The 21,191-nt window shown below is 45.4% G+C and carries 11 protein-coding genes and 1 pseudogene; 11 read left to right on the forward strand and 1 reads right to left on the reverse strand.

Features of this window, described 5'->3' with window-relative positions; genetic code table 11:
- Positions 1 to 24: 24 nt before the first annotated feature.
- From QUB70_RS13235 to QUB70_RS13285, 8 genes and pseudogenes are all read left to right on the forward strand, one after another.
- Positions 25 to 681, forward strand: coding sequence for a peroxiredoxin-like family protein (locus QUB70_RS13235; protein WP_332980920.1), 657 nt, complete (start codon positions 25 to 27; stop codon positions 679 to 681).
- 50 nt (positions 682 to 731) lie between these two features.
- On the forward strand, positions 732 to 1,436 hold the full coding sequence (locus tag QUB70_RS13240; RefSeq protein ID WP_332980921.1) for a DUF4079 domain-containing protein: 705 nt from the start codon (positions 732 to 734) through the stop codon (positions 1,434 to 1,436).
- Between the two features lie 15 nt (positions 1,437 to 1,451).
- On the forward strand, positions 1,452 to 1,805 hold the full coding sequence (locus QUB70_RS13245; protein ID WP_332980923.1) for a cupin domain-containing protein: 354 nt from the start codon (positions 1,452 to 1,454) through the stop codon (positions 1,803 to 1,805).
- Positions 1,806 to 1,844: 39 nt separating this feature from the next.
- Positions 1,845 to 2,891: a DMT family transporter gene (locus QUB70_RS13250; RefSeq protein WP_332980924.1), complete on the forward strand. Its 1,047-nt coding sequence runs from the start codon at positions 1,845 to 1,847 to the stop codon at positions 2,889 to 2,891.
- A 445-nt stretch (positions 2,892 to 3,336) separates the two neighbouring features.
- Positions 3,337 to 5,365 (forward strand): annotated as a pseudogene (locus QUB70_RS13255) (SUMF1/EgtB/PvdO family nonheme iron enzyme).
- Positions 5,366 to 5,728: 363 nt separating this feature from the next.
- Positions 5,729 to 7,387: an urea transporter gene (locus QUB70_RS13275; RefSeq protein ID WP_332980928.1), complete on the forward strand. Its 1,659-nt coding sequence runs from the start codon at positions 5,729 to 5,731 to the stop codon at positions 7,385 to 7,387.
- 54 nt (positions 7,388 to 7,441) lie between these two features.
- Positions 7,442 to 8,923: a bifunctional metallophosphatase/5'-nucleotidase gene (locus QUB70_RS13280; RefSeq protein WP_332980930.1), complete on the forward strand. Its 1,482-nt coding sequence runs from the start codon at positions 7,442 to 7,444 to the stop codon at positions 8,921 to 8,923.
- 89 nt (positions 8,924 to 9,012) lie between these two features.
- Entirely contained in the window at positions 9,013 to 9,996 is a 984-nt protein-coding gene (locus tag QUB70_RS13285; RefSeq protein ID WP_332980931.1) for a nucleoside hydrolase, read from the forward strand.
- A 216-nt stretch (positions 9,997 to 10,212) separates the two neighbouring features.
- Here QUB70_RS13285 and QUB70_RS13290 read toward each other — a convergent pair whose 3' ends face one another.
- Positions 10,213 to 11,988, reverse strand: coding sequence for an EamA family transporter (locus tag QUB70_RS13290; RefSeq protein ID WP_332980933.1), 1,776 nt, complete (start codon positions 11,986 to 11,988; stop codon positions 10,213 to 10,215).
- 759 nt (positions 11,989 to 12,747) lie between these two features.
- Between QUB70_RS13290 and QUB70_RS13295 the strand changes: the two genes are divergently transcribed.
- The 3 genes from QUB70_RS13295 to QUB70_RS13305 are packed head-to-tail and all read left to right on the forward strand — an operon-like array spanning position 12,748 to position 21,145.
- Positions 12,748 to 12,981: a hypothetical protein gene (locus QUB70_RS13295; RefSeq protein WP_332980934.1), complete on the forward strand. Its 234-nt coding sequence runs from the start codon at positions 12,748 to 12,750 to the stop codon at positions 12,979 to 12,981.
- Positions 12,930 to 16,265 (forward strand): non-ribosomal peptide synthetase, encoded by a 3,336-nt coding sequence (locus QUB70_RS13300; RefSeq protein ID WP_332980936.1) that lies wholly within the window; start codon positions 12,930 to 12,932, stop codon positions 16,263 to 16,265. The genes QUB70_RS13295 and QUB70_RS13300 overlap by 52 nt, the downstream gene beginning before the upstream one ends.
- Positions 16,262 to 21,145: an amino acid adenylation domain-containing protein gene (locus QUB70_RS13305; protein ID WP_332980938.1), complete on the forward strand. Its 4,884-nt coding sequence runs from the start codon at positions 16,262 to 16,264 to the stop codon at positions 21,143 to 21,145. The genes QUB70_RS13300 and QUB70_RS13305 overlap by 4 nt, the downstream gene beginning before the upstream one ends.
- The last annotated feature ends 46 nt before the right edge of the window (positions 21,146 to 21,191 follow it).

The raw sequence follows: 21,191 nt of genomic DNA on the forward strand, positions 1-21,191 counted from the left end.
CCTATATATTTATAGGGAAATCCTGTGAATTTACAACTTGAACTCTCGAAATTCCAACGGGAATTTTTTTCAAAAATTCCTCCTGCAAAAGCGGCAATCATGCAAGGAGCAACCCAAGCTTTAGCGAAGGAATTTCTAAGCCGAAGAGCCTTGAGAATTGACGATGAAGCCCCCGATTTTGTCCTACCAAATACTGACAGTCAGCAGATTAGTCTTTACCAGAAATTAAATCAAGGAGCGGTTCTTCTCTGTTTTTATTTTGGCAGTTGGTCTCCCTATTGCAATCTAGAATTACGGGCTTATCAGGGGCTATTACCCAAAATTCAGGCATTAGGAGCTTCAGTTTTAGCTATTTCTCCCCAAAGGCTTGATGCTTCGCGAAAAACAGCGATTAAAAACGCGCTTTCCTTTGATATTCTCAGTGATGCGGGTTGTCAAATTGCCCGTGATTATGGGGTTGTCTTTGAAATTCCCGCTCCTCTTAAGTTACTTTATACCGAACTGGGTCACGCTCTCCCCGATTACAACGGGACGGAAGATTGGCTGTTACCTGTTCCTGCGACTTTTATCATCGATCGCCGTCGTCATATTGCCCTAGCTCATATTGACGTGGACTATAGTAAGCGTTATGAACCAGCCGATGCGATCGCCATTTTACTGTCTCTGTTTCTGGCTGCTTAGTGCAAATTGATTTTGATTGTCCCTGAATCGTTCATTAATGGATCATTAACATGGAACTTCAAGATACATTGGCTTTATTACATCCGGCGATCGCCATTATTGTGGTCTTTCCCTTAATCGGAATTGTGCTGAATCGCGCCCTACTCACCCGTCAACGCCGTTTGCAAGTCGCCGATGGGGAAAAAAGTAAAATTCCGCCAGTGGTAGGTTCCGAGCACGTAGCGATCGGTAATTGGTTGAGTCGCTCAGTGGTAGGAGTTGCCCTACTGGGAATGGCCTATCCCATCTTCTCAAAAATGCTCGGTAACGACACCTTTACCAAAGAACCCTTTCGAGTCTTTTTTGCGATCGCCATTTTCCTGTTAAGCATTGCTTCTTTCACACTACTATTTAAGGCAAGAGTTAAACTCTGGCGGGGTATTTTTGCCACTTTTACGGGCATGGGATTGATTATTTTAGGAGCTCAGCCAGAAATTTATCGTCGGGATAATGAATGGTTTGTTTCCCATTATTACTACGGTATTACAGCCGCTTTATTGATGATTTTTTCAGTGGCGATCGTCCAAGATATTTATCAGGATAAAAAAAATAGCTGGCGCACCGCTCATATTATTCTCAATTCTTTTGCTCTACTGCTTTTTATCGGTCAGGGAATGACTGGTGCAAGGGATTTATTAGAGATTCCCCTCCATTGGCAAAAACAGCATATTGAGCAATGTGATTTTACCAATAAAACCTGTCCTCAACCCAAATAAAACGGTGATTTGAAAATGATGAAAGCAAGAATTTTTGCCCTAGAAGCTTTTGTGCGTTTCTCCGATCGAGTCGCTACGGTGACAGAAATTATTCAGACTGAAAATTCTAGCATCGCTATTTGGGGAGTCAAGCCTGGTCAAATTGTTAAAGCTCATTGTCACCCCGACGGACAAGATACTTGGGTGATGCTCCGGGGTAGTTTGACGTATTATTTAGGCAATGGTCAAAGCCAAAGCTTGAATGCTGGTGAAGTTGCGATCGCAGAAAAAAATCAGATTCATGGAGCAGTGAATGACAATAGTGAAGATGCTGTGTTTGTCTCCATTTATTCTGCTCCCCAGATTGGCTATGAAAAGGCATCACCTTAAGCTAATCTTTGTGTCATAAAATCAAAATCAATAAACAGCATGAAAGTTGCCAATAAAGTACATGAGTTTTTAATTCGAGTTCCTAGCCCGATGTATCTTGGCATTGCTATTTTGATTTTTGCTGCTTCTAATTCCATAACTCGTAAAATTGTGGAAATTGGACAAAATCATGCTATTAATGGCATAAATCCTATCTCACTGTGCAATGTTTTATTTGTGGGTAATATTTGTGCTTTAGGGTTAATGACTCTAATTTTTTATAAAGACTGGGCACCGAATACTCTGAAAGCTCTGACTCGTAAAGATTGGATTAGTTTAACTATTACAGGTATTTTATCGGGGGCGATCGCTCCAGCATTGATTTTTACAGCCCTGGGACAGACAAATATTACCAATATCGTTTTAATTGGGCGTATCGAACCAATTTTAACCCTTGTGTTGGGTGTTTGGCTGTTGGGTTCGCGGGTCGATTTTTGGGCAAGTGCAGGGGCCCTGATTTCCTTGGCTGGGGTGATAGTGACTGCTTTTTTAGGTAGTTCAGGGCAGATGATGACGGTGGCTGGATTTCAAATTGGAACAGGAGAAATCTTTGTGGCGATCGCTGCTATCATTGGTTCCATTGCAACCGTCGTTGGTAAACTGCAATTACAATCGATTCCCTTGGGAATTTTTACGATTTATCGCAATATTCTGGGGACGGTGATTTTTTTCATCTTGGCTAATCTCCTTTACGGGCCAAACCATTTTGCAGAAGTGTTATCTCCTTTTCTTTGGCAATGGATGATCGTCTATGCGGCGATTATTGTCGTCACGGGTCAATTATGCTGGTTAGCGGGTTTAAAAAATGCGACTTCAACGGAACTCAATTTAGCCAGTTTATTGAACCCAATTGCAGCTATAATAATGGCTTATTTGATTTTAGGGGAAACTCCTACTTTAGCTCAATATTTAGGGGGAAGTTTATTGTTTGTCGGGGTGATCTTGGGTTTGGTTGGCAACCTATATCAGGCTAAAATAAATCGAGAATTAGTTAAGCCCAGTCCTCGCGATGCAATGGAAATGGCGATCGGTTTCCGGGGAGTTTAATGTTTTTTTCTGCATTTTTAAGTAGCTGACAGGCTAATAAACTCAGTCCTAGACGCATTTCTTGCCAAAGAAACCGGGTTTTTTACCTAATCTGATGGCTCCCGCCAAAGATTTTAGCAAAAAAACCCGGTTTCTGATGTCTTTCGATTTCGGATTAAAGAATTGGAGATGATAGACTGCATAAGGATTTGGAGCTTACCTACAGTTGCATTATTTTTTTAAAATGGGTATCAATACCCAAGAGTTCAAAATTATCACTGGCTCGATCGCTCTTCAATTCGGTACGATCTCTTGTTGTCTGTAGCCCGAACGCTCTTGAGAGAGAGTGCGATCGCTTTTTGGTTGGGCGATCGCCAAGTTGTACTATACTGTCCTCTGTCAAAGACTACTAAAACCCAGAAAGGGTATATTATAACCTTAACCAGATCATTTCTTCCCCAAGGATATGTTCTACTGCTCGAATCCAAGGTGCTCTAATCCTTTCAATCCCGACAAATCTAAATTTTGTCAAAGTTGCGGCCAGCCTCACCTCAGCCCTCTATTCAGAAACCGCTACCGCGTGATTCGACTGTTAGGCGAAGGGGGATTTGGCAGAACTTATGAAGCGGTAGATACCGATCGCATGGACGATTCCTGCGTCATCAAGCAGTTTTTCCCCCAAGTTCAGGGAACATCAGCACTTCAAAAGGCTACAGAACTGTTTAAGCAAGAAGCGAAACGACTTTACGAACTCGGCGAACATCCCCAAATTCCTCGATTAATTGCTTATTTTGAACAAGACAAGCGGCTTTATTTAGTACAAGAATTGATTGAAGGGCAAAATTTACTGGCTGAATTAACTCAGCAGGGCGCTTTTAACGAAGAAAAAATTTGGCAGTTGCTGGCAGATATTTTACCGATTCTGAAATTTGTGCACGATCGCCATGTCATTCACCGAGACATCAAACTTGAGAATATCATCCGCCGCCGCACCTGCCCCAACTCATCTCTACCAACAACCGGAAATTTGCGCAATTCCGCTTTCAAAAGGGGAGGAAGGGGAGACTTAGTTCTGATCGATTTTGGGGTTTCCAAACAAGTGACGGACTCGCTGGTGAGCAAAGCAGGCACGACGGTGGGCACGCCCGGATATTCGCCGGTGGAACAAATGCGCGGTCAAGTTTTCCCCGGAAGCGATTTGTACAGTTTGGGGATAACTTGCCTGAGACTGCTAACTCAATGTTTGCCAAAAGTTGACGGTTCAGATGACCTTTATGACCCGATTAACGGCGGCTGGATTTGGAGAGAAAAATTGCCGCCCGGTACAAAAGTCAGCAGCGAACTGGGAACAGTTTTAGATAAATTGATTCAAGATTCTCTCAAAAATAGGTATCAATCTGCTGATGAAGTTATCAAACTTTTGAATCTTTCTTCTTTACCTCCCCAACCGCCCGCTGTTAAGGGAGGGCAACTTGCTGTCAATTCTTTGCTGACCAAAGGAGGGCAACTTGCGGTTAATTATGGGGAGGCAAAGAGAGGGCAACTTGCTGTAAAATATCGCCACACGAGTTTGCAACTCAATACCAATCCTCCCAATAAAAACAGCAAAACAATTAATACTAATTCACCTAATAATAACCGAAATAGATCAGAAGTTGCTGGTAATAAAACTTTTGAATTTGAGGTAGTGACAGTAGATAAGCGCGGCAACCCAACTAATGTTAATAAAAGCAAATCGCGTTTTTTTGAGGAAATTATCGGCAGCGGTAAAGTTATGGAAATGGTAGCCGTTCCTAGCGGTACTTGTTTCATATGTTCCCCCCAAAGACGAGGGCGACAGCGATGAAAAACCGCAGCACCAAGTAACTTTAGCAGCTTTCTATATTGGCAAGTTTCCTGTCACTCAGGCGCAGTGGGCGGCAGTTGCAGCTTTGCCGGAAATTAAAATGTTTCTCAATCCCGATCCTTCCCGTTTTAAAGGTGCAAATCGACCAGTTGAAAATGTTTCTTGGTACGAGGCTGTGGAGTTTTGCGCTAGACTTTATCGGAAAACTGGCAAGATAATATTGTTTGCCCAGCGAGGTCCAATGGGAATATGCTTGTCGGGGCAAAACTGTGACGGCTTTTCACTTCGGGGAAACGATTACTAGCGATTTGGCAAATTATAATGGGAATTCAACTTACGTGGATGGGCCGGAGGGAGTTTACCGCTTTCAAACCACAGAGGTTGGTATGTTTAACCTAATGCTTTCGGATTGTACGATTTGCACGGCAATGTTTGGGAATGGTGTGCGGATTCTTGGCACAATAATTACAACGGCGCGCCGGCTGACGGGAGTGTTTGGCAGTCGGGGGGCGACTTTTCGCTAAGGTTGTTGCGGGGGGGCTCTTGGAACGATCGTCCTCCGAATTGTCGCAGCGCGTGCCGTCTTAGATATCAGCCGGATTGCAAGGCTAGTATTGTGGGTTTTCGAGTGGTTGTTTCTGTTGTTTGATTTTGTGTCCGTTTCTATACTTCGTCTGGCGGCGCGGGTTTATGAAAATTTGGGTTAAGCTGTTCCACATTTAAACTGCATTATTTGTGGTCTATACCCCATACTGTAAGGGGTTCAGGCAAGAAATTTAAATGACTAACAGCTTAGTAATTAAAGATATTGGTGAACCCGTCCCGGAGTGATGTTCCGTTATACAATAACGAATAGATTTGATATATAGCGTTTCCCCACCCAGTGAGGTACAGTTAATAGTCATTGCGGGCACCGAACACACTACGAGTCGGAGCAAATGGGGTATGTCACGAACGCTTGAAATGACCAAACCTCATAATTTACATTATTTTTGTACAGTGCGTAACTCCTATGATCGATCGATCTTCTATGGCAACTCCAGATAATGAACCCCTACCTTTGCACGAACTGATTTCCCACATTCTGGAATCTGAGACAGACTTATCCGATCGCTCAGCTTGGAGAATTCCGGCACTAGGAACCATGCAGCCACTCAATCAAAGGCTTGCCAATCAGCCTGTTTTGAATTTTTTCAATGCTACCTTGCGCGGCATTGGACAGGCAATTTTTGTTAATAATCCTATTAGTGGGCTGCTGATTATCATTGCCATTTTCATCCAATCTCCCTGGCTGGGAACCCTGAGCTTACTGGGGACTGCCGCCGCTAACCTAATGGCGATCGCCCTCAAGTTGGAGCGCGGTACAATTCAAAATGGCATCTTTGGTTTGAATGGGCTGTTGATTGGTGCAACGTTGGCGTTTTTCGGGCTGCTTGGTGGCAAAGGTGTCTGGAATCCCAGTTGGATAATCGCGGCAATTGTTCTTTCTGCCCTGTCAACCGTTGTCTTGCAGACAGTGGGGACATGGTTTGCCACCCGGTTCAGAGTCGCTCCGCTTGGCATCGCTGTTCATGTAGTCTTGGTTGCCTTCCTGCTCCTGATTGCGGTTGTGCCTCAACCCTTCTTTAATATGGGTTCGCCTCCTCCCCTTGCTCCTCCCGTTTCACTAGATGTCTGGCGAGTGGCTCAATCCCTCCCTGTTAGTCTGGGGCAAGTCTTTTTCGTAGACAATCTAATTTCCATCTTTCTGGTTTTTCTGGCAGTTGTCATTTCCACTCCGATCGGTGCAATGGTTGGATTGCTGGGTTGTGCCATGTACCTGCTGGCAGGTTTGCTAGTTGGAGCCAGCCCCAATCAACTGTATAGCGGGTTTTTGGGCTATAACGCCGTTCTTACTGCTGTGGCGATCGGCGGAATGTTCTACGCTCCAAACCTCCTGAGTATTTCGCTGGGTGCAGCTTGTGCGTTCCTGGCATCGATCGCCAGCCTTCTGTTGTTCCCCCTATTCTCTGTGGCTAAGTTGCCTGTGATGGCTTTGCCCTTTGCCATTGTGACGGTAGGATGTTTGCTGATCGTGCAGCGAGCGCTGCCCTCCTTGGTACCCGTCTCGCTTTATACAATAGCCACTCCCGAAGAACACCGACAGCGTTTCCTGGTTGCTCGCGACATCATCACCCGCTTTCGCAAACAACTGACGGCGGCGATTAAGGGGGAACGTCATAACGTCCTATTTGAAAAGGCATCTCCTGAAATCAAAGGCAACCTTCGCTATATTTTTGATGCCATCGATCGCGATCGCAGTGGTGAACTTTCAACTCACGAATTAGCGACACATCTGCAATCAGCAGGAAAAGCCTTCAACGAGGGTGAGTTAACGTATTTATTCAAATCGATCGATCGCGATGGCAGTGGAGAAATCGATTTTGAAGAGTTTGGCGAATTAATGCTGCGTCACCGCCGTCTCATGTCGAGGTACACTGAATTTGTCACGTATTTTCTACCGCTTGATGCTGACGAAGATGAATCGATCAGCACCAAGGAAATGAATACGGCGCTCTCTAGTGTAGGAGAACCGCCCCTGACTCAGGAGGAAGTGGAATTTTTGCGCGATCGCACAGGAGGACAGCCGTTAACCTGGAATCGGTTTATTGAAGTGCTGCTTGTGACTTAAAGCAAAATTCCGCTTACTACAAAACTCAACAATTATATTCAGGGGTAAAAGACTATGACGTTCACCGAACGGTTTAAAAGTTTCACAATTTTGCATTCAAATGATATGCACGGAGACTTTCTCGCAGAAGCTACGGGTCTAGCAGAGGGTCATGTAATTGGTGGGATGGCGCTGCTTTCAGGCTATATCAATAAAGTTCGCCAGGAAGAAAAAAACGTGCTTTTTGTTATTTCTGGTGATATGCTCCAAGGTTCTACGATTGATGTGGAGTATAAAGGTCTTTCAACCATAGAAATTATGAATTACCTAGCTCCAGACGTAGTGACGCTAGGAAATCACGAATTGGATTATGGGTTGCCTCACTTACTGTTCCTGGAAAAAATGGCAAATTTTCCGATCGTGAATGCCAACTTGTATATCAAAAAGTACAACAAGCGCTTGATGAATCCTTATATCATCCTCAATGTAGATGGATTCGATATTATGTTCATCGGGATTATTACTGAAGAAGCTCTTAAGACCTTAAAACGTGACAGCGGTATTGGCACATTTGTAGGTCTTGAAGATGCTGCATCAGAAGTTGGTAAAATTTGCAACGCCTACAAAAATGATGACATTGACCTAACAGTCATCCTGACCCACATCGGTTTTGAAGAGGATAAAAAACTAGCGGCATTACTAGACCCGGAATGGGGTGTAGATATGATCATTGGCGGACACTCCCACACATTTTTAGAACAACCTGCGGAAGTTAACAACATTCTCATAGCACAAGCCGGAGTTGGCACAGACCAAATTGGGCGTTTCGATATTGTAGTGGATGACGATACTAACAGCATCGTTGAATGGAAGTGGCAACTCCTGCCTGTAGATAATAATCTGGCTGAGCCAGATACCGAAATCGAAAAGCTGATTGCTACTTTCAAAGAAGATGTAGATCGTAAGTACAATCGACTGATTGGACGATTAGCCCGTAAACTGACTCATCCTAAGCGTGAAGAAGAAACTGAATTGGGTAACTTATTCGCTGATATTTTTGCCCAATTAGATCGGTTAGATGTAGTTTTTGTAGCCAGTGGTGCAATCCGGGGAACAGAATTAGGCCCGCCAGTGACATTGAGCGATCTTAAACAAATCTTCCCTTACGAAGATCCTCTGCATAAATTTAGCGTTACAGGGGTACAACTCACTAAAATATTCGCACATATTATGAGACTGGAAAACAGAATCCCCGGTGAAAGTGAGTATCTTCAGGTCAGTAAAGGTGTTGAGGCAGTTTATAGAGACGCGGAAGAAAAGCTTGAATCTTTGAGCATTAATGGACAACCTGTACAAGACGATAAACACTATACCATTTGTATGGATGGCTATCGTTTCCAAAATTCAGAGCATACTCTAGGCATAACCCATGAAGAATTAACAAAATTAGCCGATCCAAAAGTAGTCACAACATCTTGCCAGGATGTGGTTGAAGAATACTTTAGTCATCATCAAAATCTTGACAGCCATATCGAAGGCAGATTTGTCTACAAGTAAAGAGACTTTCAACCCTTGCTTTACGGGTTCCGCCTGTGTAGCCAGGGTTTATATCGCCTTGTGATTAGTTTTATGGAGCAGTAATTAGCATGATCGCCCTTCCAAATCAGTCCGTGCCAGTAATAGTAGATACAGACGGTGGTGTTGATGATGCCTTGGCTCTGATTATGGCATTGAATTCACCCCAATTAGACCTGAAAGCCGTCACCGTTGTCGCTGGCAATATTAATGTCGAGCAGGCAGCTAATAATGTGTTGCGCGTCATCAGTATTGTTGAACCCGATACTTCGCCCATTGTTGCCAAAGGCTGTCAAAAACCACTGGTGAAACCCACCTTCAATGCAGCAGGAATTCATGGTGCAGATGGTTTGGGTGAGTTGGAGCAATTTAAGGAAGCTGATGGTACACCTCGCTATCCCAAACTTACTACTAAGCCATCTACAGAGAATGCTATCGATCTGCTGCTCGAGGCAGCTCAAGAGTACGATAATCTGACCATTATTGCATTAGGCCCGCTTACAAATCTAGCCACAGCGATTCAGGAAGATGGCGCAACCATGAAAAAAATCGGGCGAATCATCATCATGGGTGGGGCTGTTACAGTACCGGGAAATATTTCAGCAGCGGCTGAATTTAACTTTTTTGTCGATCCCGATGCGGCTCAAGTCGTTATGGAATCGGGGATTCCCCTCACCTTAGTTGGTCTAGATGTGGCGATGAAAGCTCCTTTATCCCGCCAAGTCGTTGAAGATAATTTACAGCGTCGTCCTTCAAAAGTTACCCAGTTTATTGCCGATTGCACGGGAATTTATATGGCTTTTTATCGTGACAACGAAGGCTTTCACGGGTGTTATTTACACGATCCCTTAGCGATGGCGGTTGCAATAGATCCCAGTTTGGTAACGACAGAATCGCTACATATGATGGTTGAAACTCAGGGACGATTTACGACTGGAATGTCACTAGCCGATCGACGCGATCGCAGAGATGAGGAAACTAATCCCCCCAATGTAGAGGCTTGTTTGGATGTGGATACTGAACGGTTTATGCAGTTGTTTGCTCAACTCGTATAAAGCGGTTCTCAATTCGATTAGAATACATCTGGAGTCAGGAGTCCGAAGCCACAAGTCAGAAATCAGAAGAGAGAGAATTGTGTTCAACTCATTTGATAGCAGCTATAAAGCATTTGGTAATATAGCGTTTTCTAGTAAGCGTGAGGTACAGTACAGAGAAACCCGGTTTCTTGAAGAAACCGGGTTTCTGAATAGCCGATCGCCCAAATTCTTGCCTTAACTAGCCTTCTTTTGAGGAGCCATTATGCGTTCCACACTCATAGCAGCCACGCTCAATGTCACCACAGCCATGCCCAGAATTGCCACAGGCTGCAACTTCTCATTGATAATTATAAACGCAAAAAGTGCGGTCATCGCCGGCCCCAAAGTGCCAATTACTGACGCTAAGGCCGCCCCCGCAAAGCGGATGGCAAAATTATTCAAAAGATAGCTAAACAGCGTCAGCACCCCTAAAACAACGCCTCCCACAATCAAACCCGGCCACACATTTTGGTCGATTTTAGGAGCCAAATTTTCCGACAGCGGCACCCACAAACTCAGCGAGGAAAATACAAAAATTGCGGCGAAATTAACTAAACTAAAAGGAATCGGGTGCAGCTTGCCCGCGGCCATTTGCGTCAGCAATACGTAACCTGCAAAGGTAATCCCAGAAGCCAGTGCCGCCGTGACTCCCGCCCCGACATTGCCGCCGCCCGGAGCTTGCACTGCAAAACTGGGCGACCCAGCCAAAATCAGACCTGCGGTAATTCCCAACATCGCCAAAAAGCCGATCGTACTGGGGCGAGCGCCAAACAATAGCCAAGAACCGAGTACGGTGACGATCGGGTAAATAAAGAAAATCGTAATCGCAATCCCCGCCGGAATATTGCCGATCGCCAAATAAATCAAAACCTGAGACAAAAACAGAAAAAATGCACTTCCTAAAACCTTGCCCCACAAAGCTCGATCGCCCGACTGGAACAACCGCCTAATATCTTTCCAAACAGAAGGATACAGAAATGTCGCCAATATCGGCATCAAAGCCATCACCACGATCAGCCGCATCAACAAAATCAACAAAGAATTTCCAAAACCTGGAGTCACCACCCCCGGAAATTCAAACAAGCCAAAAACCATCCGAGGATTTTTGCCTTTAATCAAAATTCTTAAACAAACATTAAACAGCGACAATACCACCGCCGAAGACAAAGCCAGCACCAAACCTGTCTGTACTTGAGAACCTGCTTTAGCGGGTGCAGCAGGCACTGAAGAAGGCTGCGGCACGGCTTCCCGCGGCGCATCCGCAGGTGTGGGCGGGAGAAATTGCGGGCGGACAGAATTAACAGAATTAGTTGATTCCTCGGGATAGGAATCTTGAGCGTCGAAAGGATTCTCAAGATATGTTTCTTCTTCTTCGAGTTCTTCCCTGATGCGGTTTACGAGATTTTGTAACAGCTCTTCCCCTTGCAGTTCCAGGGTTTTCATGTTGTTGAGCCGCACGGAAAGCTCGCTTTCGTAACTGGTTAAATCTTGTTCCAGCATCTGGAAACTGCGATCGATCCTTTCATCCAGCGCCGCCAGCAATTCCGACGCCCGTTCGTCGTAGTTGCTCGGCGGCAGGGGTATCGGGAACTCGCCGCTGGGAATCGGGCTGCTGAGAGAATGTCCCGAGTTAGCGCTGAGTTCGTTGAACCGCTGCACCAACAAATCCTGCAAATTGTGAGCCAAAACTTGAGCCAACTGCTTCAGCCACAATTGCTGCTGCTGAATGTATCGCCCAGACAGAGATTCCATTTGCTGAGACTGCAATTTGCGATATTGCTCCCGGAGGTCTTCAATATCGTCAATCAGGTGATTTTTTTCAGTTTGCAGCCGAGTAATGTCTTGATTTAACTGGCCTTTGACATTTTGATGCAAAGCGTCCAGTTCTTGCATTACTGAGTGGAGGACTTCTTCTGCTGATTGTACATCCTCTGGCTCGCCCTTTGACGAGTATACGTTCCGCTGCGCCATTAGCCTATAACCTCTAATTTAAACTGCACGTGAGAGTGTTCTTAAGTATTTTGGCTGCATCAGGTCGCAAGTTTTAGTGAGTTGATCTAAAAGATTGCGAGCACTGTTGAATCAATAGTAGTCGCTAAGGTAGAGATGTGAGAAATTTGCGTGAAGCAAAGCTATCCCGAAGGGAATCGCCCCAAGAACACTTTGTGCAATTACAAATCATCAGAAAAATGGGTAGAAACCCCGTCCTTTTAGGACGGCTTTACATTTTTGATTTACTACCGCCTTGGGACTGGTTGGCTCGGTGTGCTTTTGTGTTGCACTTTCAACGGGACAATTACCGCCTCAAACTTCCCAGCCCTGTACGCATAGTGTTTTGCTCTTTCGAGCCTCCCTTGCGGGGTAAAGTTAGCTTGTCGGTCAAGGTTTAATGAGCTTGTTAGGCCCGTAGCACTGTCTCAGTGACCTTAAGACTGTTTAACTACCAGCGACAGAGCAGGGAACTAGCTTCGCATTCTCCCGGTGTCGTGACTCAAAAAACGTAGCCAGTTAAGACTTAGGCTGGTCAGAACGGCTTGTTAGATTTCTCCTTCAAGCCTCATGCCTGATAGCTGAGGTTCCTGACACTACAACTTGACCTCTCCACGAATTGCTCCCGGTAATTCTCGCATATAACTCACCCGATCGCACCCGACTCACAAACCTAAGACTCAGTTGGGCGACTAAATTTGATTGGGGGGTCGCACTCCTAGCCCCTCAACGGATAACTTGATGCTGCGGCCAGAAACCGGGTTTCTTTTGCCCGCGTCTCTCCCGCACTCCCGCACCCAGATTTATTATATTAAAGGTTCCGATCTTTTGCTCGCGAAAGTTTTTAGAGGCGATCGCACCGTCAAAAAGCCACCCCGCGCCATCAAAAAATTAACACATCCCATCCCCCAAGAGCAACAGATATGGCATCCGAAATTTATGACAATTCCTTTACAAGCGATCGACAAAAACTGAATATTTCCTCAGAAGCCGAAGTATGTGTCTTTCCGGCATCATTTGCCCAGCAGCGCTTGTGGTTTCTCGACCAATTCTCACCGGAAAACCCTTTCTATAATGTAGTAACCGCACTGCGCTTAACTGGTTCCCTCAACTTAACAGCCCTAGAGCAAACCTTCAACGAAATAGTGCAGCGACACGAAACTTTGCGAACCACTTTTGCCGCAGTATCGGGGCAACCAGTGCAGCTCATCTCTGCCGCTTTCAAGACTAATTTAAAACTCTTAGAACTGCAACATTTGCCGCCAGAACAACGGGAAATAGAAGCAAATAAACTCGCCGCAGCAGAATCTATTCGCCCTTTCAATTTATCCACCGGGCCGCTGATGCGAATCACCATCCTGCGGCTTACAGAAACCGAGCATATTCTATTGCTAAATATGCACCACATAGCCTCCGATGATTGGTCGATTGGTGTGCTAATTCGAGAAATAGAAGCTATCTATACAGCGTTTATAAATCAACAGCCATCTCCCCTCTCAGAATTATCGCTTCAATATGCCGACTTTGCCGAATGGCAGCGCGAATGGCTGCAAGGTGAAGTATTAGAAACTCAGCTAGCTTATTGGAGGCAGCAATTGCACGGGATTTCAGTGTTAAATTTGCCCACAGATCGCCCTGCACCAGCTAGGCAAAATTATCGCGGAAAAACTCAATATTTAGAACTGCCTAAAAAGCTGAAAAACGAACTTTTAGCGCTCTCGCAGCGAGAAGGAGCGACTTTATTTATGACAGTCCTCGCAGCATTTCAAACTTTGCTTTACCGCTACTCGCAGCAAGCAGATATTGTTGTCGGTTCGCCGATCGCCAATCGCAACTTGACCGAAATAGAAGCATTAATCGGTTTTTTTGTCAATACTTTAGTGCTGCGAACAGACTGCTCGGGAAACCCGACATTTCGAGATTTTTTGAGCCGGGTGCGGGAAGTAACCCTGGGAGCTTACGCTCACCAAGATTTGCCTTTTGAGAAGCTAGTCGAGGAATTGCACCCAGAGCGATCGCTCAATCGACATCCGCTGTTTCAGGTGGTATTCGGGCTGCAAAATGCGCCGCTGGACGAGCTAGAATTGCCAGAATTAAAGTTGAGTTATTTTCATTTGGAGACTCAAACAACGCGCTTTGATTTAGAGCTGTATTTGTGGGAAGCTTCCGATAATTTTAGGAGCAGGTACGGCGAACATTGGGAAGATTCGGAAGGCCTGAGAGGCTTAGCTGTGTACAATACGGATTTATTTGATGAAGTTACGATCGCCCGAATGCTGAGGCATTTTAAAACGCTGCTGGAAAGCATTGTGGCTAATCCCGAACAAGGAATCGCTAACTTACCTTTATTGAGCGAGGATGAAGTGAATCAATTATTCAGAGAATGGAACGATACTCGCACAGATTATCCTCAAAATAAGTGCATTCATCAGTTATTTGAAGAGCGAGTTGAGCAGCATCTGGAGAATGTCGCCCTAACTTTCGACAGCCAGCACCTGACTTACAGAGAACTCAACAGTCGCAGCAACCAACTGGCGCGCTACCTACAAAAAATGGGCGTGGGGGCGGAGGTTTTGGTGGGGCTTTGCGCGGAAAGATCGATCGACCTAATTGTGGGGATGTTGGCTATACTGAAGGCTGGAGGAGCATATCTGCCGTTAGATCCGAGCTATCCGCGCGATCGGCTAAACTTGATGCTGGAAGATGCTCAAGTTAAAGTCTTGCTAATTCAAGATAAATTGATTGAGAATTTCCGAGACTTCTCGAATACAGTGATTAAGTGCGATCGCGATTGGGAACACATAGCCAAAGAAAGCGCCGAAAATCCCGCCAACACCGTAACAGCAGACAACCTAGCTTACGTTATTTACACATCAGGATCGACAGGAAAACCCAAGGGAGTTGCTGTCACCCACAAAGCAGTAAATCGGCTGGTACTCAACACAAATTATATAAAAATAGAACCTACCGATAAAATTGCCCAAGCATCAAACGCTTCATTCGATGCAGCCACATTCGAGATTTGGGGAGCCTTGCTTAACGGCGCTCAACTCGTGGGAATTAGCACAAATATTACCCTTTCGCCTCACGATTTAGCCTTAGAACTGCGCCAACAAGCCATCACAGTTTTGTTTTTAACAACAGCCTTATTTCAACAAATTGCTAGAGTTTTACCGCAAGCTTTTGATTCGCTGCGCTGCTTGCTGTTCGGCGGAGAAGCGGTCGATATTAGATGGGTGAAAAAACTTCTCAAACACGCGCAAACCACTCAATTAATTCACGTTTACGGGCCTACAGAAAATACCACATTTTCGGCTTATTATTGCGTGCAAGACGTACCCGAAACCGCAACATCTATCCCCATCGGCCGCCCGATCGCCAACACGCAAATTTATCTCCTGGATGCGGATTTGCAGCCGGTGGCGATCGGTGTTATAGGTCAATTGTACGTCGGCGGTGACGGATTGGCGCAAGGCTACCTCAACCAGCCAGATTTAACTGCTGCTGCATTTATTCCTAATCCTTTTAGCAATAAATCTGGTTCATGTCTTTATAAAACAGGTGATTTAGGTCGCTATTTAGCTGACGGCAACATCGAGTTTTTAGGTCGCATTGACGACCAAGTAAAAATTCGCGGCTACCGCATCGAATTGGGAGAAATTGAAGCGGCTTTGTGCCAGCATCGCCAAGTGCGCGAAGCAGTAGTAATTGTGAGGGAAGACATCCCCGACGATAAACATTTGGTAGCTTATGTTATTCCTGAAGGCATCAATAAAAAATCAGAAAGTCAAAATCTAAAATCAAGTGACTTGCGCCAATTTTTGCAAGAAAAGTTACCCGGATATATGGTTCCGGCAGCTTATGGAATGCTGGAGAATATGCCGCTGACGCCCAACGGCAAAGTCGATCGCCGAGTATTACCTAAGATAGATACAAACAGAGAGGATATAACAGAAAATTATGTAGCGCCTCGGACTGATATCGAAGACGTGCTAGGGAAAATTTGGGCTAAGGTTTTGAACAAACAGCAAGTTAGTATCTACGATAATTTCTTTGAATTAGGCGGGCATTCCCTGCTAGCAACTCAGTTAATTTCTCGCATCCGAGACGCTTTGCAAGTCGAGTTACCTGTCAGCAATTTGTTTGAGGCCCCGACTGTGGCGAGTCTGGCAAAATATATTGAAACAATGCGCTGGGCCGCGAAAAGTCAAACAACTACCAACCCGATCGATGATACTAGAGAAGAGGTAGAATTTTGAAGATAGTTGAGTTTTTATCCTACCTTCGCAGTCTAGATATTAATGTTTTTGTTGAGGGCGAGATCCTGCGCTGCAACGCTCCCGAAGGAATTATTACACCAGAACTGCGCGCCGAAATTTCTCAGAAAAAAGCCGAAATTATTTCATTTTTAAAAGCAGCTAATCGTACTTCTAGTTTCACTCATACACCGATTGTTCCGATGGGGAGGGACGGAAATCTACCGCTTTCCTTTGCACAGCAGCGCTTGTGGTTTCTCGACCAATTAGTACCGAACAATCCCTTCTATAATGTTCCCGCAGCATTGCGTTTGACAGGTTCGCTCAATTTTTCGGCGCTGCAACAAACCTTCAATGAAATTGTGCGCCGCCACGAAGCTTTACGCACGACTTTAGCAGTAGTTTCGGGGCAACCTGTTCAGAGAATAGCTGCTGCTTTCCACCTTCCAATTAATGTAGTGGATTTGCGAAACTTGCCAAAGGAATCTCGACAAACTGAAGCAAACAGGCTCACCACTGAGGAATCTCAACGCTCTTTCAATTTGTCCAAGGACTTGTTGCTGCGAGTCACATTATTGCAGTTAGATGATGCCGAATATTTACTAATGCTGAATATGCACCACGTTGTCTCCGATGGTTGGTCTATCGGAGTGCTTATTCAGGAATTAGGCGCACTTTACACGGCATTTGCTAGCGAAAAACCTTCGCCTTTACCGGCTTTGTCGATCCAGTATGCAGATTTTGCAAAATGGCAGCGCGAATGGCTGCAAGGGGAAGTTTTAGAAACGCAGCTTGCTTACTGGAGACAGCAGTTAAACGGCATTTCTATGCTAAATTTGCCTGCGGATCGACCCAGGCCAGCAATTCAAAGTTACCGAGGCAAAAGGCAATTTTTGCAACTGCCAAAACAACTGAGCGAGGCTTTAGAAATGTTTAGCCAGCGCGAAGGAGTGACGCTGTTTATGACAATGCTGGCAGCTTTTAAAACTTTGCTTTACCATTACGCGCAGCAAGAAGATATTGTGGTCGGTTCGCCGATCGCCAATCGCAACCGCAGTGAAATTGAAGCATTAATCGGGTTTTTTGTCAACAGTTTGGTGCTGCGTACAGATTTGTCGGGAAATCCAACTTTTCGGGAAGTTTTAAACCGAGTCAAAGAGGTAGCATTAGGAGCTTACGCTCACCAAGATTTGCCGTTTGAGAAGTTAGTAGAAGAACTGCACCCCGATCGCGCGTTGAACCAAAATCCCTTATTTCAGGTGGCGTTTGCGCTGCAAAACGCGCCGGGGAATCGGTTAGAATTGCCAGAATTAACACTCAGCCCGCAGCAGTTAGATGTGGGTACAGCGCGGTTTGATTTGGAGTTTCATTTGTGGGAGCGATCGCCCAACAGCTCGGGAAGCAACCAATCGCCCAGCAATAAGCTGTGGGTTGATAGCTCGGAGGGCATCAGCGGCATGGTTATTTACAGCGCCGATTTATTTGATGAAGCTACGATTTGCCGAATGTTACGGCATTTTCAAACGCTGTTAGAAAGCATTGTCTCAAATCCAGAAGATCGCATCGCAAACTTGCAATATTTGAGCGCCCAAGAGCGCTATCAGTTGTTAGTTGAATGCAACAATAATCAAGCAGATTATCCGCAAGATTTGTGCATTCATCAGCTATTTGAAATGCAGGCGGATCGGACACCGGATGCGGTGGCGCTGGTATTTGGAGAGGAGCGAGTTACCTACCAGCAGCTCAATCTCCGCAGCAACCAACTAGCACGTTACCTGCAAAAAATCGGAGTGGGCGCGGAAGTTTTAGTCGGGCTTTGTGTAGAGCGATCGATCGAGCTAATTGTCGGGATGTTGGCTATCCTGAAGGCGGGCGGAGCTTATCTAATTTTAGATCCGAGCAATCCTGTTGCGCGATCGCACTTTATGCTAAAAGACGCTCAATTATCTGTGTTGTTAACTCAGCAAAAATGGGTAGAAGATTTGCGATCGCCCAATTTACAGATAATCTGTTTAGACACAGACTGGGAGATGATTTCCCAAGAAATCGCCGACAATCCCACCAGCGCAGTCACAGCCGAAAATCTGGTTTACGCGATTTACACCTCCGGTTCCACGGGAAAGCCGAAAGGAGTGGAAATTGAGCACGGGAGCTTGTTAAATCTCGTTTTTTGGCATCAAAAAGAGTTTGGAGTCTCAGCGGGCGATCGAGCAACGCAAATTGCAGCAATAGCTTTTGATGCTTGCGGGTGGGAAATTTGGCCTTATCTCGCCGCCGGAGCTAGCATCTACTTTCCCGAAGATGATATTAGGCGAGATCCTGAAAAACTACAAAACTGGTTAGTATCAAAAGCAATAACAATAAGCTTTTTGCCAACACCTTTAGCCGAGAAAGTTTTGCTATTAGATTGGCCTCAAACAACAGCTTTGCGAATCTTGCTCACAGGCGGCGAAAAACTGCAACAACATCCTTTAAAATCCCATCCATTTAAGCTAGTAAATAATTACGGCCCAACCGAGAACACCGTCGTCACAACTTCCGGTTATATTCCTGTAACAGAGCAAACAGACATCGCCCCGACAATTGGCCGCCCCATTGCTAACACTCAAATCTACATATTAGACAAATATTTGCAGCCAGTTGCGATCGGCGTTGTTGGCGAATTGTACATCGGCGGAAACGGACTCGCTCGCGGCTACCTCAACCGCCCCGATTTAACCGTACAAAGCTTTATTGTCAATCCTTTTAAACCAAATTCAGGCACCATTCTCCCTGACTTGTTTAGGAACAGGCAAGATGCCTGTTCCACAAGAGATGAATTTTATTGTGGAACAGGCAAGATGCCTGTTCTCGATAATGGTGCAACATCTCAGTTAAAACCAAATTCAGGAGAGCGAATTTACAAAACCGGCGACTTAGTGCGCTACAGAGCCGATCGCAACCTTGAATTTTTGGGACGCATTGACGAACAAGTAAAAATTCGCGGTTTCCGCATCGAATTAGGAGAAATCGAGACAGTATTAACTCAACATCCGGCGGTGCAGCAAACTGTAGCAATAGCTTCGGAAGATGGACAGGGAAATAAACGTTTAGTAGCTTATATTGCGCTGAATCCAGAATATAGCGTTGCCCGCGAAAAAAACCCAATAATGCAATTGCAGGACGAACAGGTTTTGCAGTGGCAAATGCTCTACAATGAAACTTACAATCAACCTGCTGTTGACTCAGATCCAACCTTTAATATTGTCGGCTGGAATAGCAGTTATACTAATCAGCCAATCCCAGCAGAACAGATGCGCGACTGGGCGAACAATCAAGCAGCCCAAATTTTAGCTTTGCAGCCGAGCCGAGTGTTAGAAATTGGCTGCGGCACAGGTTTGTTGCTGTTCCAAATTGCGCCTCGCTGCACTCAATATTGCGGAACAGACTTTTCACCTATTTCGCTCAACTATATTCAGCAGCACTTGGCAAATCAAGAGTTAGCGAATGTAACGCTGCTTCAGAAAATGGCGACTGACTTTGAAGGAGTAGAGACAGCAGCTTTTGACGCGGTGATTCTCAACTCTGTCGTGCAATATTTCCCGAATATCGACTATCTCGTGCAGGTGCTAGAAGGTGCGGTGAAAGCAACTGCTCCCGGCGGCTTTATATTCATCGGAGATGTCCGCAGCTTGCCGCTGCTGGCCGCTTTTCACGCTTCGGTACAACTGTATCAAGCCGAACCTTCTCTCGCGGGCGAACAGTTGCAGCAGCGAGTACAAATGCAAATATTTCAAGAAACAGAGTTAGTTATTGAACCAGATTTTTTTAGCGCATTAAAGCACCGCTTTCCGCAGATTGGCGGCGTAGAGATTCAATTAATTCGCGGTAGTTACCACAATGAGTTAACTGATTTTCGGTACAATGCTATTCTGCATATTACGTCGGAAACAAATCCCGCCCAATCCCCGGCAGAAGGGGAGTTGGGGGGATCAAAACGGCTGGATTGGTCGGCTGAAAATCAGAATTTGACTGTTACCAAGGTGCAACAAATATTATTGCAAAATCAACTCGATGTTTTAAGAATTGCTAATGTGCCTAATGCGCGGGTAACGGCAGCAGTTAAGGCGGCAGAGTTGCTGTCTGTTGGCGATAAATTTCCAACAGCAGGTCAGTTGCAGAAAGCCGTGGAAAAAGTCGAGGATTTAGGAGTAGATCCCGAAGGGTGGTATGCTTTGGAAGTTCCGTATAATGTTAATATTAGTTGGTCTAATTCCGACAGTCAAGGGCGCTACGATGTAGTGTTTGCACGGGGCAAAACCAGAGATTTTGTGCGAGAAACCCGACGCGATAACTTGCGTCCTTGGCGCTCTTATGCTAACAATCCCTTACAAGCTAAAGCAGCGCGGAAATTAGTGCCACAGTTGCAGGCTTATCTAGCAGAAAAACTGCCTGAATATATGGTTCCGTCGGCTTTTGTGGTGCTGGAGTCGCTACCTGTGACGGCTAACGGAAAGGTCGATCGCCTCGCTTTGCCTGTACCGGAGCCGATTAAGTTAGAATGGGCTGGCGGTTATGTTGCGCCTCAGACTTCTATTGAGGAAGTTTTAGTGAAAATTTGGGCTGAGGTTTTGGGGATAAAGCGAGTGGGTATCCGCGACAATTTCTTTGAATTAGGAGGCCATTCGCTGCTGGCGACTCAGCTTGTTTCTAGAGTGCGAGATGCTTTCGGGGTAGAGTTGCCTTTGCGCCGGGTTTTTGAAGCACCGACAATCGGAGATTTGTCTAAGATTGTGGAGAGTTTAAAGGATAAGAATGCTAAAAGCGAAGTTCCGGCTTTAGTGCCGATTTCGCGCGATAGTCGGCGGCGGAAGCTATCATCTTTTAATAGACCTCTTGGATAAATTTTTGATCGGTCAACCGCAGATATAAGGCAGATTAACGCAGATT

The organism is Microcoleus sp. A003_D6, from assembly GCF_036702825.1.
Classification (GTDB): Bacteria; Cyanobacteriota; Cyanobacteriia; order Cyanobacteriales; family Microcoleaceae; genus Microcoleus.